The 15,067-nt window shown below is 67.0% G+C and carries 14 protein-coding genes and 1 tRNA gene; 12 read left to right on the top strand and 3 right to left on the bottom strand.

Annotation, left to right across the window (positions count from 1 at the left end; all coding sequences use genetic code 11):
* Positions 1 to 18: 18 nt before the first annotated feature.
* On the top strand, positions 19 to 1,074 hold the full coding sequence (locus OG266_RS17820) for a UDP-N-acetylmuramate dehydrogenase (RefSeq protein ID WP_371546784.1): 1,056 nt from the start codon (positions 19 to 21) through the stop codon (positions 1,072 to 1,074).
* A gap of 73 nt (positions 1,075 to 1,147) precedes the next feature.
* Here the strand turns inward: OG266_RS17820 and OG266_RS17815 are convergent, their stop codons facing one another.
* On the bottom strand, positions 1,148 to 1,780 hold the full coding sequence (locus tag OG266_RS17815) for an NAD(P)-dependent oxidoreductase (RefSeq protein WP_371546782.1): 633 nt from the start codon (positions 1,778 to 1,780) through the stop codon (positions 1,148 to 1,150).
* A 126-nt stretch (positions 1,781 to 1,906) separates the two neighbouring features.
* Here OG266_RS17815 and OG266_RS17810 point away from each other — a divergent pair, with 126 nt between their 5' ends.
* A complete protein-coding gene (locus OG266_RS17810; protein WP_266456096.1) occupies positions 1,907 to 2,518 on the top strand; it encodes a TetR/AcrR family transcriptional regulator in 612 nt (203 codons plus the stop codon).
* Between the two features lie 30 nt (positions 2,519 to 2,548).
* Entirely contained in the window at positions 2,549 to 2,839 is a 291-nt protein-coding gene (locus OG266_RS17805; RefSeq protein WP_371553185.1) for a hypothetical protein, read from the top strand.
* Here the strand turns inward: OG266_RS17805 and OG266_RS17800 are convergent.
* Positions 2,820 to 3,848 (bottom strand): adenosine deaminase, encoded by a 1,029-nt coding sequence (locus tag OG266_RS17800; RefSeq protein WP_266456091.1) that lies wholly within the window; start codon positions 3,846 to 3,848, stop codon positions 2,820 to 2,822. The genes OG266_RS17805 and OG266_RS17800 overlap by 20 nt on opposite strands.
* A gap of 231 nt (positions 3,849 to 4,079) precedes the next feature.
* Positions 4,080 to 5,306, bottom strand: coding sequence for a pyridoxal phosphate-dependent aminotransferase (locus OG266_RS17795; protein WP_371546780.1), 1,227 nt, complete (start codon positions 5,304 to 5,306; stop codon positions 4,080 to 4,082).
* Between the two features lie 247 nt (positions 5,307 to 5,553).
* Here OG266_RS17795 and OG266_RS17790 point away from each other — a divergent pair.
* From OG266_RS17790 to rpoB, 9 genes are all read left to right on the top strand, one after another.
* Positions 5,554 to 5,626 (top strand) — tRNA-Trp (locus OG266_RS17790).
* A gap of 107 nt (positions 5,627 to 5,733) precedes the next feature.
* Positions 5,734 to 6,015 (top strand): preprotein translocase subunit SecE, encoded by a 282-nt coding sequence (gene secE / locus OG266_RS17785; RefSeq protein WP_266456088.1) that lies wholly within the window; start codon positions 5,734 to 5,736, stop codon positions 6,013 to 6,015.
* A gap of 77 nt (positions 6,016 to 6,092) precedes the next feature.
* Entirely contained in the window at positions 6,093 to 6,974 is an 882-nt protein-coding gene (gene nusG / locus OG266_RS17780; protein WP_371546777.1) for a transcription termination/antitermination protein NusG, read from the top strand.
* A gap of 198 nt (positions 6,975 to 7,172) precedes the next feature.
* Positions 7,173 to 7,607, top strand: coding sequence for a 50S ribosomal protein L11 (rplK, locus tag OG266_RS17775; protein WP_030359033.1), 435 nt, complete (start codon positions 7,173 to 7,175; stop codon positions 7,605 to 7,607).
* 94 nt (positions 7,608 to 7,701) lie between these two features.
* Positions 7,702 to 8,427: a 50S ribosomal protein L1 gene (rplA, locus tag OG266_RS17770; protein WP_266456084.1), complete on the top strand. Its 726-nt coding sequence runs from the start codon at positions 7,702 to 7,704 to the stop codon at positions 8,425 to 8,427.
* 179 nt (positions 8,428 to 8,606) lie between these two features.
* A complete protein-coding gene (locus OG266_RS17765) occupies positions 8,607 to 9,527 on the top strand; it encodes a hypothetical protein (RefSeq protein ID WP_371546774.1) in 921 nt (306 codons plus the stop codon).
* A gap of 323 nt (positions 9,528 to 9,850) precedes the next feature.
* Positions 9,851 to 10,381, top strand: a complete 531-nt coding sequence (rplJ, locus tag OG266_RS17760; protein ID WP_266456080.1) for a 50S ribosomal protein L10 — start codon at positions 9,851 to 9,853, stop codon at positions 10,379 to 10,381.
* Positions 10,382 to 10,491: 110 nt separating this feature from the next.
* On the top strand, positions 10,492 to 10,875 hold the full coding sequence (gene rplL, locus OG266_RS17755) for a 50S ribosomal protein L7/L12 (RefSeq protein WP_326721216.1): 384 nt from the start codon (positions 10,492 to 10,494) through the stop codon (positions 10,873 to 10,875).
* Between the two features lie 627 nt (positions 10,876 to 11,502).
* Complete coding sequence (gene rpoB / locus OG266_RS17750; RefSeq protein WP_371546769.1) at positions 11,503 to 14,988, top strand: DNA-directed RNA polymerase subunit beta; 3,486 nt, start codon at positions 11,503 to 11,505, stop codon at positions 14,986 to 14,988.
* The last annotated feature ends 79 nt before the right edge of the window (positions 14,989 to 15,067 follow it).

Raw genomic sequence — 15,067 nt, 5'->3', positions numbered from 1 at the left:
TCTCGTACTCTTGGGCCCGTGCAGGTACTCCACGACGCCCCGCTCGCCCCGCTGACCACCTTCAGGCTTGGGGGCCCGGCGACCCGGCTGATCACCGCCACGACCGACGCCGAGGTGATCGCCGCCGTTCGCGAGGCCGACGACGCCGGTACGCCGCTGCTGGTGATCGGTGGCGGATCCAACCTGGTCATCGGTGACAAGGGCTTCGCCGGGACCGCCCTGCGCATCGCGACGAACGGCTTCGAACTCGACGGCGGGAAGCTGGAGCTGGCGGCGGGCGAGGTGTGGACCGACGCGGTCGCCCGCACCGTCGAGGCGGGGCTCGCCGGCATCGAGTGCCTCGCGGGGATCCCCGGCTCCGCGGGCGCGACACCGATCCAGAACGTGGGCGCGTACGGACAGGAAGTGTCCTCGACGATCACCGAAGTGATCGCGTACGACCGGAAGACGCGTGAGACGGTCACGCTGACGAACGCCGACTGCGCCTTCTCGTACCGCCACAGCCGCTTCAAGGCCGACCCCGAGCGCCATGTCGTGCTGCGGGTCCGCTTCGCGCTGGAGGACGCGGAGGGGCTGAGCGCGCCGATCAAGTACGCCGAGACGGCTCGCGCGCTGGGTGTCGAGCCCGGTGACCGTGTGCCGCTCGAGAAGGCCCGGGAGACCGTGCTGAAGCTGCGCTCCGGCAAGGGCATGGTGCTCGATCCCGAGGACCACGACACCTGGTCGGCCGGGTCGTTCTTCACCAACCCGATCCTCACGGACAAGGAGTTCGCCGCGTTCCACGCGCGCGTGGAGGAGCGGCTCGGCTCCGCTGCCGCACCGCCCGCGTACCCGGCGGGCGACGGCCACACCAAGACCTCCGCGGCCTGGCTGATCGACAAGTCGGGCTTCACCAAGGGCTACGGCAGCGGGCCCGCCCGGATCTCCACCAAGCACACACTGGCCCTCACCAACCGGGGCGAGGCCACCACCGAGGATCTCCTCGCGCTGGCCCGAGAGGTCGTCGCCGGAGTACGTGACGCGTTCGGGATCACGCTGGTCAACGAGCCAGTGACGGTCGGCGTGGAGCTCTAGTACGAGCCCTGGCGCTCCAGTACGAGCTCCGGTGCGTCCAGTACGAGCCCTGGTGTGAACCCTCGTTCGGGTCCTAGTAGGCGACTCCGACGCCCTGCTTCACCGTTCCCGGGTCGTCCGTCATCGCCAGCATCGCGTGAGCCACATCGGCGCGTGAGATGAACCTGCCCTTGAGTGGGAAGCCCCCGACAACCGTCCGGTACGAACCGGTCAGCGGCTTGTCCTGGAGGCGGGGCGGGCGTACGGCCGTCCAGTCCGTCCCGCTGCTGGCCAGCTCGTCCTCCATCTCCCTGAGGTCGGCGTAGACGTCCTTCAGGATCCCCGAGATCACACTCCGCATGGCGCGGTCGACGAGCGTGGCGCCCTCGGGATCGGGACCGATCGGACTCGCGCTCACCACGAGCAGCCTCCGTACCGCCTCCGCCTCCATGGCGGCCAGCACCCTGCGGGTCAGCTTCGCCGTGACCCCGGCGTCCTTGCGGCTGCGGGCGCCGAGGCCGGAGAGGACCGCGTCCCGGCCCGCGACCGCGGGGCGCAGCGCCTCCGGGTCGGTGAGGTCGGCGCGGAACACCTCCAGATCCGCGCCGGTGACGGTGAACCGTGCGGGATCCCGCACGACGGCCGTGACCTGATGGCCCGATGCCAGGGCCTGCCGGACGATCTCCTGCCCGATGCCCCCGGTGGCACCGAAAACGGTGAGCTTCATGACGTGCTCTCCTCAGCTGGTCCGTCGGTGGGTGAGTATTCACTCACCGATGCTTACCCCTAGAGTGAGTAAGCACTCACCCACCCGTCAAGTCTGATTGGCTCCTCCATGGAATCCTTGGGCCCCATGCAGCAGAAACCGGCTCGGATCCGTCTCCTCGACGCGGCGCACGAGCTCATGCTCACCGTCGGCCTCGCCCGCACCACCACCAAGGAGATCGCCAAGGCGGCGGGCTGCTCCGAAGCGGCGCTCTACAAGTACTTCGCGAGCAAGGAAGAGCTCTTCATCCGCGTCCTGGAGGAGCGCCTCCCCACGCTGGGCCCCCTCCTGGGCAGACTCACGGCCGAGCCGGGGGAGCACACCGTCGAGGAGAACCTCACGGAGATCGCCCGCCAGGCCGCCCTCTTCTATGAGCAGAGTTTCCCGATAGCCGCCTCCTTGTACGCGGAGAAGCAGCTCAAGCGGCGCCACGAGGAGGCCATGCGGGCGATGGGAGCGGGCCCGCACATGCCCATCCGAGGGGTCGCCGAGTACCTGCGCGCGGAACAGAAGGCGGGTCGCATCCACCTCTGCGCCGACACCTTCGCGGCCGCGTCCCTGCTCCTCGGCGCCTGCGCCCAGCGCGCCTTCGCCTACGACATGACGGAGGACGGCAAGCCCCCGCCCCTGGACACCTTCGCCCCGGCACTCGCCCGCACGCTCCTGCGCGGTATCTCCGTTGCCCAAGGCCCTTACTGACCCGCACGCTTGCCCCATGAGGCACCCCATATGCGGCTGAAGCTCCGCCAGTTCAGACCGCGCACCGGCCCGCACGAACACCGGGTCGTCCAGCCCTGGTCCCCCCTGCGCCACACCTCACTCCGCGACCCGGACCCGTACGGCATGCTCACGGGCGACCACGACGGCCTGAACCGGCTGGCAGGCCTGTGGCGCTCAGCGCTGATCACCGCGATCGGCGGCCTGAAAGCGGACCGTGGCGACAGCTGGCGCGCGCCCGAGGTTCTCATCTGCTTCAAGGCGTATCCGCCGTACGCGCACTTCAGGCGACCGGGCCGCTGAGCCATTCGTCGACTCCGGACAGGAGCTTTTCCCGTACGTCCTCAGGGGCGGCCGAGGCGCGGATGGACTGGCGTGCCAGTTCGGCCAGTTCGGGGTCGGTGAAGTCGTGGTATCGGCGGGCGATCTCGTACTGGGCTGCCAGCCGGGACCCGAAGAGCAGTGGGTCGTCGGCGCCGAGGGCCATGGGGACCCCGGCTTCGAAGAGTGTGCGCAGGGGGACGTCCTCCGGCTTCTCGTAGACGCCCAGGGCGACGTTCGAGGCCGGGCAGACCTCGCAGGTCACCCCGCGGTCCGCGAGGCGTTTCATCAGCCGGGGGTCCTCCGCAGCGCGCACCCCGTGGCCGATCCGCGACGCGTGCAGGTCGTCCAGGCAGTCGCGGACCGAGGCCGGCCCGGTCAGCTCGCCGCCGTGCGGCGCGGCCAGCAGACCGCCCTCACGCGCGATCTCGAAGGCCCGGTCGAAGTCCCGCGCCATGCCCCGCCGTTCGTCGTTCGAGAGCCCGAAACCGACGATGCCCCGGTCCGCGTACCGCACGGCCAGGCGGGCCAGCGTACGGGCGTCCAGCGGGTGCTTCATACGGTTCGCCGCCACCAGGACGCGCATCCCGAGCCCTGTCTCCCGCGAGGCCGAGTCCACCGCGTCCAGGATGACTTCGAGGGCCGGGATCAGACCGCCGAGCCGAGGTGCGTACGACGTCGGGTCGACCTGGATCTCCAGCCACCCGGAGCCGTCCTTCACGTCCTCCTCGGCGGCCTCGCGCACCAGCCGCCGGATGTCCTCGGGCTCTCTGAGGCACGACCGCGCCGCGTCGTACAACCGCTGGAACCGGAACCAACCCCGCTCGTCGGTCGCCCGCAGCTTCGGCGGCTCCCCGCTGGTCAGTGCGTCGGGCAGCCGTACGCCGTACTTGTCGGCCAGCTCCAGCAGGGTCGTGGACCGCATCGACCCGGTGAAGTGCAGGTGCAGATGGGCCTTCGGCAACTGTCCGATATCACGAACCACACCCATCAACGCTCCGTAATCGCTAGGCTCTGCTCCGTACCGGAAGGTGCCGGGCAGGGCTTGTCCGTCATGAGGCCGTCACACGGCCGAGTGAGAAGCCCCCTCGGGGGAGGAGTCACCCCAGGATCTTGCCGTAGAAATCCTGGACCAGGCAGCCGAGTTCACCGAACGAGCGCGTGCCTGAACGCACAAGCGGGCCCCCGGTCCGACCGGAGGCCCGCTTGTGCGTCGTACACGTCAGTCCGTGGCCTCGGCCAGCAGCTTCTGGATGCGCGAGACGCCCTCGACGAGGTCCTCGTCACCCAGCGCGTACGACAGACGCAGGTACCCCGGTGTGCCGAAGGCCTCACCCGGGACCACCGCGACCTCGGCCTCTTCCAGGATGAGCGCGGCCAGCTCGACCGTGTCCTGGGGGCGCTTGCCGCGGATCTCCTTGCCGATCAGGGCCTTCACCGAGGGGTACGCGTAGAAGGCGCCCTCCGGCTCGGGGCAGAGCACGCCGTCGATCTCGTTGAGCATGCGCACGATGGTCTTGCGGCGGCGGTCGAAGGCCTCGCGCATCTTCGCGACGGCCGTCAGGTCGCCGGAGACGGCGGCGAGCGCGGCGACCTGGGCCACGTTCGAGACGTTCGAGGTGGCGTGCGACTGGAGGTTGGTCGCGGCCTTGACGACGTCCTTGGGGCCGATGACCCAGCCCACCCGCCAGCCGGTCATGGCGTACGTCTTGGCGACGCCGTTCACGACGATGCACTTGTCGCGCAGCTCGGGCACCACGACGGGCAGGGAGTGGAACTCGGCGTCCCCGTAGACCAGGTGCTCGTAGATCTCGTCGGTCAGGACCCACAGGCCCTTCTCGGCGGCCCAGCGGCCGATCTCCTCGATCTGCTCGCGGGTGTAGACCGCGCCCGTCGGGTTGGACGGGGAGACGAAGAGCAGCACCTTGGTGTTCTCGGTGCGGGCGGCTTCCAGCTGCTCGACCGAGACGCGGTAGCCGGTGGTCTCGTCGGCGACGACGTCGACGGGGACACCGCCGGCGAGGCGGATCGACTCCGGGTAGGTCGTCCAGTACGGCGCCGGGACGATGACCTCGTCGCCCGGGTCGAGGATCGCGGCGAAGGCCTCGTAGATGGCCTGCTTGCCGCCGTTGGTGACCAGGACCTGGGTGGCATCCACCTCGTAGCCGGAGTCGCGCAGCGTCTTCGCGGCGATCGCGGCCTTCAGCTCGGGCAGTCCGCCGGCCGGGGTGTAGCGGTGGTACTTCGGGTTCGAGCAGGCCTCGATGGCGGCCTGGACGATGTAGTCCGGGGTCGGGAAGTCCGGTTCACCGGCGCCGAAGCCGATCACCGGACGCCCCGCGGCCTTGAGGGCCTTGGCCTTGGCGTCCACGGCGAGGGTGGCGGACTCGGAGATCGCGCCGACTCGGGCGGAGACGCGGCGCTCGGTGGGAGGGGTTGCAGGGCTCATGGCCCCATCGTTTCAGACCGGAAACCTCCCCGGCACGCGGGTTTCACAGACTGAACAGCGACTGAACAACCGTCCGGATCGAGGCGGTGGGCTGGACGATCTTCCGGGATCAAAGCCCGTACGGACACTTTCTGTTCGACGACCGGCCCCGGAGCACGTACACTCATCCCTCGTTGGCCTTCACCGGCCGCACTCACCCGGTGCACACCGTGCACTCGGGCGGATGCGGTACGTTGGGGGAAATCAAAGGGTCGTAGCTCAATTGGTAGAGCACTGGTCTCCAAAACCAGCGGTTGGGGGTTCAAGTCCCTCCGGCCCTGCTACACAATCCTTCGCCAGGATGTGTGCGCATGTACGTACTGCAATGCACCGCCGTGCGGCCTGGCCGGGCACGGCGTAGCCACGACCCGGAATCAGGTGAGGACGAGTGACGGACGCCGTGGGCTCCATCGACATGCCTGATGCCGAGGCACCGGAGTCCAATAAGAAGACTCGCAAGGGCGGCAAGCGTGGCAAGAAGGGCCCTCTGAGGCGCCTTGCCACCTTCTACCGCCAGATCGTCGCGGAGCTCCGCAAGGTCGTCTGGCCGACGCGCAATCAGCTGACGACGTACACCTCAGTGGTAATTGTCTTCGTCGTCATCATGATCGCTCTGGTGACCGTGATTGACTATGGACTCGACCACGCCGCCAAGTACGTATTTGGCTGAGCCAAACGCGAAGGGCGCCGACACCGGCGCCCCTTTCGTGTGTTCCACCCCCATGTATCCAGGAAGAAGCAGCCACCGTGTCTGACCCGAACCTGAACGACGCCATCGAGTCGGTCGAGTCCGTTGAGGACGAGCTCGACATCGTGGAGGGCGCGGACACCGAGGACCCGGACGAGGTCGAGGCTGCCGACGCCGCCGCGGGCGAGCCCGCCGAAGAGGCGGCCCTGCACGTCGAGGACGAGTCCGGTGGGGACGTCGAGTCCGTCGAGGACGACGACGTTTCCGACGAGGACCTCGCTGTCGAGGACGACGAGGCCGAGGCCGAAGAAGAGCCCGAGCCCGTCGACCCCGTCACCGCCCTGCGCGAGGAGCTCCGTGCCCTCCCCGGCGAGTGGTACGTCATCCACACGTACGCCGGTTACGAGAACCGCGTGAAGACCAACCTCGAACAGCGTGCCGTCTCGCTGAACGTGGAGGACTTCATCTTCCAGGCCGAGGTGCCGCAGGAAGAGGTCGCGCAGATCAAGAACGGCGAGCGCAAGACCGTCCGGCAGAACAAGCTCCCCGGCTACGTGCTGGTGCGCATGGACCTGACGAACGAGTCCTGGGGCGTCGTCCGTAACACCCCCGGCGTCACCGGCTTCGTGGGCAACGCCTACGACCCGTACCCGCTGACCCTGGACGAGATCGTCAAGATGCTTGCCCCGGAGGCCGAGGAGAAGGCCGCCCGTGAGGCAGCCGAGGCCGAGGGCAGGCCGGCTCCGGCCCGCAAGCTCGAGGTCCAGGTGCTGGACTTCGAGGTCGGCGACTCGGTCACCGTCACCGACGGCCCGTTCGCCACGCTCCAGGCGACCATCAACGAGATCAACGCCGACTCGAAGAAGGTCAAGGGCCTCGTCGAGATCTTCGGCCGCGAGACTCCGGTCGAGCTTTCCTTCGACCAGATCCAGAAGAACTAGCACCTTCTGGACGTACGTCTTCCGAACAGGTCAGACGGGCTCGCAGCCTGTCTGACCTGCTCGGTTTTTAGCCGCGCATGGATACCCGTTATCGTTGTGCGGTATGCCTCCATCCGGGTCAGAGTCATGGGTTCGGTTGAAGGCAGTCGTCCGAGCGTGTCTCGGGCGTAGGTAGGCGAAAACGAAAGAGGACCCGGAATGCCTCCCAAGAAGAAGAAGGTCACGGGGCTTATCAAGCTCCAGATCCAGGCCGGCGCCGCCAACCCGGCTCCGCCGGTCGGCCCCGCGCTGGGTCAGCACGGCGTCAACATCATGGAGTTCTGCAAGGCCTACAACGCCGCGACCGAGTCGCAGCGTGGCTGGGTGATCCCGGTGGAGATCACGGTCTACGAAGACCGCTCCTTCACCTTCATCACCAAGACTCCGCCGGCCGCCAAGATGATCCTCAAGGCCGCGGGTGTCGAGAAGGGCTCCGGCGAGCCGCACAAGACCAAGGTCGCCAAGATCACCCAGGCGCAGGTCCGTGAGATCGCCACGACCAAGATGCCCGACCTGAACGCCAACGACCTGGACGCCGCGTCGAAGATCATCGCCGGCACCGCCCGTTCCATGGGCATCACGGTCGAGGGCTGACACCCACCTTCGTAGGAACCATGCGGCCTCGGCCGCACGTGGCAGGGCCTGCTCGGTCCGCACCACGACTCCTCAGAACACATCAGGAGAAGCAGTGAGCAAGCGCAGCAAGTCTCTCCGCGCTGCGGACGCCAAGATCGACCGGGAGAAGTTCTACGCCCCGCTCGAGGCCGTCCGTCTCGCCAAGGAGACCTCCACCTCGAAGTTCGACGGCACTGTCGAGGTCGCCTTCCGTCTGGGTGTCGACCCGCGCAAGGCCGACCAGATGGTCCGTGGCACCGTGAACCTCCCGCACGGCACCGGTAAGACCGCCCGGGTCCTGGTCTTCGCGACCGGTGACCGTGCCGAGGCCGCACTCGCCGCGGGCGCCGACATCGTCGGCTCCGACGAGCTCATCGACGAGGTGTCGAAGGGCCGTCTGGACTTCGACGCCGTCGTCGCCACCCCGGACCTCATGGGCAAGGTCGGCCGCCTCGGCCGAGTCCTCGGCCCGCGTGGTCTGATGCCGAACCCGAAGACCGGCACCGTGACCCCGGACGTGGCCAAGGCCGTGACCGAGATCAAGGGCGGCAAGATCGAGTTCCGCGTCGACAAGCACTCGAACCTGCACTTCATCATCGGCAAGACCTCGTTCGACGAGACCCAGCTGGTGGAGAACTACGGCGCCGCGCTGGACGAGATCCTTCGTCTGAAGCCGTCGGCCGCCAAGGGTCGCTACATCAAGAAGGCCACGATCAGCACCACGATCGGCCCCGGCATTCAGCTCGACTCGAACCGCACCCGCAACCTCCTCGTCGAGGAGGACCCGGCCGCCGTCTGAGCCTCCCGCTCACCCCGGTGACCGCGTCGCGTACGCGTATCTGAGACGGGCCCCGCACCTTTCGAGGTGCGGGGCCCGTCCGCATTCGTGGGCAACAAATCCTGATACGGGTGTCAGTGGGCTGCAGTAGCGTGCGGAGCACAGAATTCGCATAGGGGATTCGCATAGGGGTGGGACGAATGATGAGCACGAGTGTGCGCCGCGTGACCCTGTCGCTCGCGCTGACGGGTGTGCTGGCGGGGATGGCCGCCTGCAGTTCCCCGGACTCCTCCGGCGGCTCCGACGGCCGCGACGCCTCTGGCAGGGACGACAAGGCGGTGCACAAGGGCACGGCGCACATAAGCTCCATAACCGCCCTGCGCTCCGCCGAGAAGTCCACGGACGGCGCCGATTCGGCCAGAGTCGAGTCCACGACGACCATGGGCACGATGATGTCCATGACGGCGGACGGCGCCCTGGGATGGGCCGACGGCCTCACGGGCAACCTGACGATCACGTACACCGGCGGCACGATGGCCGACACGATGCGTCAGACGGGCAGCACCACCATGCAGGCCCGCTATCTGCCCGACGCCTACTACGCGAAGATGGGCGACGCGTTCGCCGAGCAGGCGGGCGGCAAGCACTGGATCAGGTACGCGTACGACGACCTGGCGGAGCTCGGCGGCAGCTCGGGCGCGTATCTGCAGGACCAGATGCAGAACACCACGCCGAACCAGTCCGTGAAGCTCCTGCTCGCCTCCGGTGACGTGAAGAAGGTCGGCGAGGAGACCGTCCGCGGCGAGCGGACCACGCACTACTCGGGCACGGTGGACGTCGCGGACCTCGCCACCGACAACTCCAGCCTCACCGAAAGCCAGCTCGCCGACCTGAAGAAGCAGCTCACCCAGGCCGGCGTCACCACGGAGACGGTCGACATCTGGGTCAACGGCGACGACCTGCTGGTCAAGAAGGTCGAGAAGGGCGAGCTGACGACCGGCTCGATGTCCTCGACGGCGTACTACAGCGACTACGGGGTGAAGGTCTCCACCCAGAAGCCCCCGGCGAGTGACACCGCCGACTTCAAGGAGCTGCTGAAGGCGCAGGGTGCGACCTCCTGAGCCCCGGATTCGGGCAGCCCAGGAGGGCTGAGCCGCCCGCAGGGGTTTGGACCGTTCGGGCGGATTTGCTTGACGGCGATCCGGTCGCGTACTCTCCCAGAGAAGCCAAAGACCGCTGGTCGTTGCCGTGTGCTCGTAAGAGGGCGCGGTGACCGAAGGATCCGCTGAAACTGCGGACGACCCGCGTAGGTGACTGTGGACATGCTCCCGGAACTTCGTCAAGGAATTCCGGTCGAGCTACGCCCCGTGCGCCTGCGCCGGGGCGTTTCGTTTTCCTCAGCCCCTTCTGAGCGGTCCTCATCACCCGGAAGGAGGCCACGCTTATGGCAAGGCCCGACAAGGCTGCCGCGGTAGCCGAGCTCGCGGACCAGTTCCGTAGCTCGAACGCCGCTGTGCTGACCGAGTACCGGGGTCTCACCGTGGCGCAGCTCAAGACGCTGCGTCGTTCGCTCGGTGAAGACGCCCAGTACGCCGTGGTGAAGAACACGCTGACCAAGATCGCGGCCAACGAGGCCGGGATCTCTACGCTCGACGACCTGTTCAACGGTCCGACGGCGGTCGCCTTCATCACCGGTGACCCGGTGACGTCGGCGAAGGGTCTTCGTGACTTCGCCAAGGACAACCCCAACCTCGTCATCAAGGGCGGTGTCCTTGACGGCAAGGCGCTGTCCGCCGACGAGATCAAGAAGCTTGCGGACCTCGAGTCCCGCGAGGTTCTGCTCGCCAAGCTGGCGGGCGCCATGAAGGGCAAGCAGACTCAGGCTGCGCAGCTCTTCCAGGCGCTTCCGTCGAAGTTCGTCCGCACTGCGGAGGCGCTTCGCGTCAAGCTCGAAGAGCAGGGCGGTGCCGAGTAATTCGGCTCGCGCATTGACCGCCGCCTGAGGCGACGGTCGCAGCGGGCCGAACGTACGCCCGCCTCACCAGTACATACCGGCACCTGCCGAATGAGTGGAAGGACGCCATCATGGCGAAGCTGTCCCAGGAAGAGCTGCTCGCGCAGTTCGAGAACCTCACCCTCATCGAGCTCTCCGAGTTCGTGAAGGCCTTCGAGGAGAAGTTCGACGTCACCGCCGCCGCCGCGGTCGCCGTTGCCGGCCCCGCCGGCCCGGGCGCCGTTGCCGAGGCTCCGGAGGAGCAGGACGAGTTCGACGTCATCCTCACGGGTGCCGGCGAGAAGAAGATCCAGGTCATCAAGGTCGTGCGTGAGCTGACCTCGCTGGGTCTGAAGGAGGCCAAGGACCTCGTCGACGGCGCTCCGAAGCCGGTCCTCGAGAAGGTCGCCAAGGAGGCCGCTGAGAAGGCTGCCGAGTCCCTCAAGGGCGCTGGCGCCTCCGTCGAGGTCAAGTAACACCTCGCGGGTCCGTACCGGACTCCAGCGGGCTGACAAAGCCGCTCGCGTAGCGCTGTAACGCTGACGCACCGAAGAGCGATCACCCAATTGGGTGGTCGCTCTTCGGCGTTTCCGGGGGTCGTGCGGCGGCTGCCTTGCGCAGGTGTTCGCGACGAGTAAGGTGATCTTCGTTGTGCCTCCGGCCGCCCCTGTGACGGGCTGTACGACGGCTGCACGTGACTATCGCGGCACTCGGTTTGGGCTTGGGGGGCCTTGACGAACCGCACGCAGCGCGCAATTCTCAGGACGCGTCGTCACAACGATCCGGATCCGAGGCATGGATCGGTGGCGAAGAGGGCAGTATCGATGTGCATTGAGGGCGTGGCTTGCCGCAGGTGTTGAGAACAACGAGGGTCTCAAAAAACCGGGACTGGACATCAGTGGGCCTTGTGGCTACACTGACCCTTTGCGCTGCCTGTTAGCTGCCTCCTGCCCGTCACCAGGGGCATACCCGTGTATGAACACCGACGATTGGAACGTCCCTGACCAGGCCTTCTTTGGCTGAATCGGGAACGCCTCTGTCTCTGTGCCCAACATGGGACCGGTACGCGCGTAGTGAGTCCGAGCCCTCGGAAGGACCCCCTCTTGGCCGCCTCGCGCACTGCCTCGACCGCGAATACGAACAACGGCGCCAGCACCGCCCCGCTGCGCATCTCCTTTGCAAAGATCAAGGAGCCCCTCGAGGTTCCGAACCTTCTTGCGCTGCAGACCGAGAGCTTCGACTGGCTGCTCGGCAATGCCGCGTGGAAGGCTCGTGTCGAGGCGGCTCTGGACAGTGGACAGGATGTCCCCACCAAGTCCGGTCTGGAGGAGATCTTCGAGGAGATCTCCCCGATCGAGGACTTCTCCGGGTCGATGTCCTTGACGTTCCGCGACCACCGCTTCGAGCCTCCCAAGAACTCGATCGACGAGTGCAAGGACCGTGACTTCACGTACTCCGCGCCGCTCTTCGTGACCGCCGAGTTCACCAACAACGAGACCGGCGAGATCAAGTCCCAGACGGTCTTCATGGGCGACTTCCCGCTCATGACCAACAAGGGCACCTTCGTCATCAACGGCACCGAGCGTGTCGTGGTGTCCCAGCTGGTCCGCTCGCCGGGTGTCTACTTCGACTCCTCCATCGACAAGACGTCCGACAAGGACATCTTCTCCACGAAGGTCATCCCGTCCCGGGGTGCCTGGCTGGAGATGGAGATCGACAAGCGCGACATGGTCGGTGTCCGCATCGACCGCAAGCGCAAGCAGTCCGTCACCGTTCTCCTGAAGGCTCTCGGTTGGACGACCGAGCAGATCCTCGAGGAGTTCGGCGAGTACGAGTCCATGCGCGCCACCCTGGAGAAGGACCACACCCAGGGCCAGGACGACGCGCTGCTCGACATCTACCGCAAGCTGCGTCCGGGCGAGCCGCCGACGCGTGAGGCCGCGCAGACCCTGCTCGAGAACCTCTACTTCAACCCGAAGCGCTACGACCTCGCGAAGGTCGGCCGCTACAAGGTGAACAAGAAGCTCGGCAGCGAAGCGCCGCTGGACGCCGGGATCCTGACCGTCGAGGACATCATCTCGTCGATCAAGTACCTGGTGAAGCTGCACGCCGGTGAGACCGAGACCGTCGGCCCCAACGGCGCCTCGATCGTCGTCGAGACCGACGACATCGACCACTTCGGCAACCGTCGTCTGCGCAACGTCGGCGAGCTCATCCAGAACCAGGTCCGTACGGGTCTGGCTCGTATGGAGCGCGTCGTCCGTGAGCGCATGACGACTCAGGACGTCGAGGCGATCACGCCGCAGACCCTGATCAACATCCGGCCGGTCGTCGCCTCCATCAAGGAGTTCTTCGGCACCAGCCAGCTGTCGCAGTTCATGGACCAGAACAACCCGCTGTCGGGTCTCACCCACAAGCGCCGTCTGTCGGCGCTTGGCCCGGGTGGTCTCTCCCGTGAGCGGGCCGGCTTCGAGGTCCGTGACGTGCACCCGTCGCACTACGGCCGCATGTGCCCGATCGAGACCCCTGAAGGCCCGAACATCGGCCTGATCGGCTCGCTCGCCTCGTACGGCCGGGTCAACGCGTTCGGTTTCGTCGAGACCCCGTACCGCAAGGTCGTCAACGGCACCGTCACCGACGATGTCGACTACCTGACCGCCGACGAAGAGGATCGCTTCGTCATCGCCCAGGCCAACGCCGGCCTGTCCGACGACATGCGCTTCACCGAGTCCCGCGTGCTCGTCCGTCGTCGTGGCGGCGAGATCGACTACATCGCCGGTGACGACGTCGACTACATGGACGTCTCGCCGCGCCAGATGGTGTCGGTCGCGACCGCGATGATCCCGTTCCTCGAGCACGACGACGCCAACCGTGCCCTCATGGGCGCGAACATGATGCGTCAGGCCGTGCCGCTCATCAAGTCCGAGGCGCCGCTGGTCGGCACCGGCATGGAGTACCGCTGTGCGGTCGACGCCGGTGACGTACTGAAGTCGGAGAAGGACGGTGTGGTCCAGGAGGTCTCCGCGGACTACGTCACCACCGCCAACGACGACGGCACGTACACCACGTACCGCCTGCACAAGTTCTCCCGCTCGAACCAGGGCACGTCCGTCAACCAGAAGGTTGTCGTGGACGAGGGCGCCCGGGTCGTCACCGGTCAGGTTCTGGCCGACGGTCCGGCGACCGAGAACGGCGAGATGGCGCTCGGCAAGAACCTGCTCGTGGCGTTCATGCCGTGGGAGGGTCACAACTACGAGGACGCGATCATCCTGTCGCAGCGCCTCGTGCAGGACGACGTCCTCTCCTCGATCCACATCGAGGAGCACGAGGTCGACGCCCGTGACACCAAGCTCGGCCCCGAGGAGATCACCCGGGACATCCCGAACGTCTCCGAGGAGGTCCTCGCCGACCTCGACGAGCGCGGCATCATCCGTATCGGTGCCGAGGTCGTCGCCGGTGACATCCTCGTCGGCAAGGTCACGCCCAAGGGTGAGACCGAGCTGACCCCCGAGGAGCGCCTGCTCCGCGCGATCTTCGGTGAGAAGGCGCGCGAGGTGCGCGACACCTCGCTGAAGGTGCCGCACGGCGAGATCGGCAAGGTCATCGGCGTCCGCGTCTTCGACCGTGAAGAGGGCGACGAGCTGCCGCCGGGCGTGAACCAGCTGGTTCGTGTCTACGTGGCGCAGAAGCGCAAGATCACGGACGGTGACAAGCTCGCAGGCCGTCACGGCAACAAGGGTGTTATCTCCAAGATCCTGCCGATCGAGGACATGCCGTTCCTGGAGGACGGCACCCCGGTCGACATCATCCTCAACCCCCTCGGCGTCCCGTCCCGAATGAACCCGGGACAGGTCCTGGAGATCCACCTCGGCTGGCTCGCCAGCCGCGGCTGGGACGTCTCCGGGCTCGGCGAGGAGTGGGCGCAGCGCCTGCAGGCCATCGGTGCCGACCAGGTCGTGCCGGGCACCAACGTCGCCACCCCCGTCTTCGACGGTGCGCGTGAGGACGAGCTCGCGGGTCTGCTGCAGCACACGATCCCGAACCGCGACGGATCGCGCATGGTGCTCCCGACCGGTAAGGCACCGCTGTTCGACGGCCGCTCCGGCGAGCCGTTCCCGGAGCCGGTCTCGGTCGGCTACATGTACATCCTGAAGCTCCACCACCTGGTCGACGACAAGCTGCACGCTCGTTCGACCGGTCCGTACTCGATGATCACCCAGCAGCCGCTGGGTGGTAAGGCCCAGTTCGGTGGCCAGCGCTTCGGTGAGATGGAGGTGTGGGCGCTTGAGGCTTATGGCGCCGCTTACGCCCTCCAGGAGCTGCTGACCATCAAGTCCGACGACGTCACCGGCCGCGTGAAGGTCTACGAGGCCATCGTCAAGGGCGAGAACATCCCCGAGCCCGGCATCCCCGAGTCCTTCAAGGTGCTCATCAAGGAGATGCAGTCCCTGTGCCTCAACGTGGAGGTGCTGTCCTCGGACGGCATGTCCATCGAGATGCGCGACACCGACGAGGACGTCTTCCGCGCAGCGGAGGAGCTTGGCATCGACCTGTCCCGGCGCGAGCCGAGCAGCGTCGAAGAGGTCTGACGGGAGTCCGGTACGGGGGCTCAGCGATGAAAATCCATGAGCCCCCGGCCGGCCCCAGGACCCCCGTTTCAGACCCCAT

This window comes from Streptomyces sp. NBC_00554, from assembly GCF_041431135.1.
In the GTDB taxonomy this organism is placed as follows: Bacteria; Actinomycetota; Actinomycetes; order Streptomycetales; family Streptomycetaceae; genus Streptomyces.
Note: the sequence above shows the minus strand (reverse complement) of the source record. Positions and strands in the feature narration are given on the sequence as shown.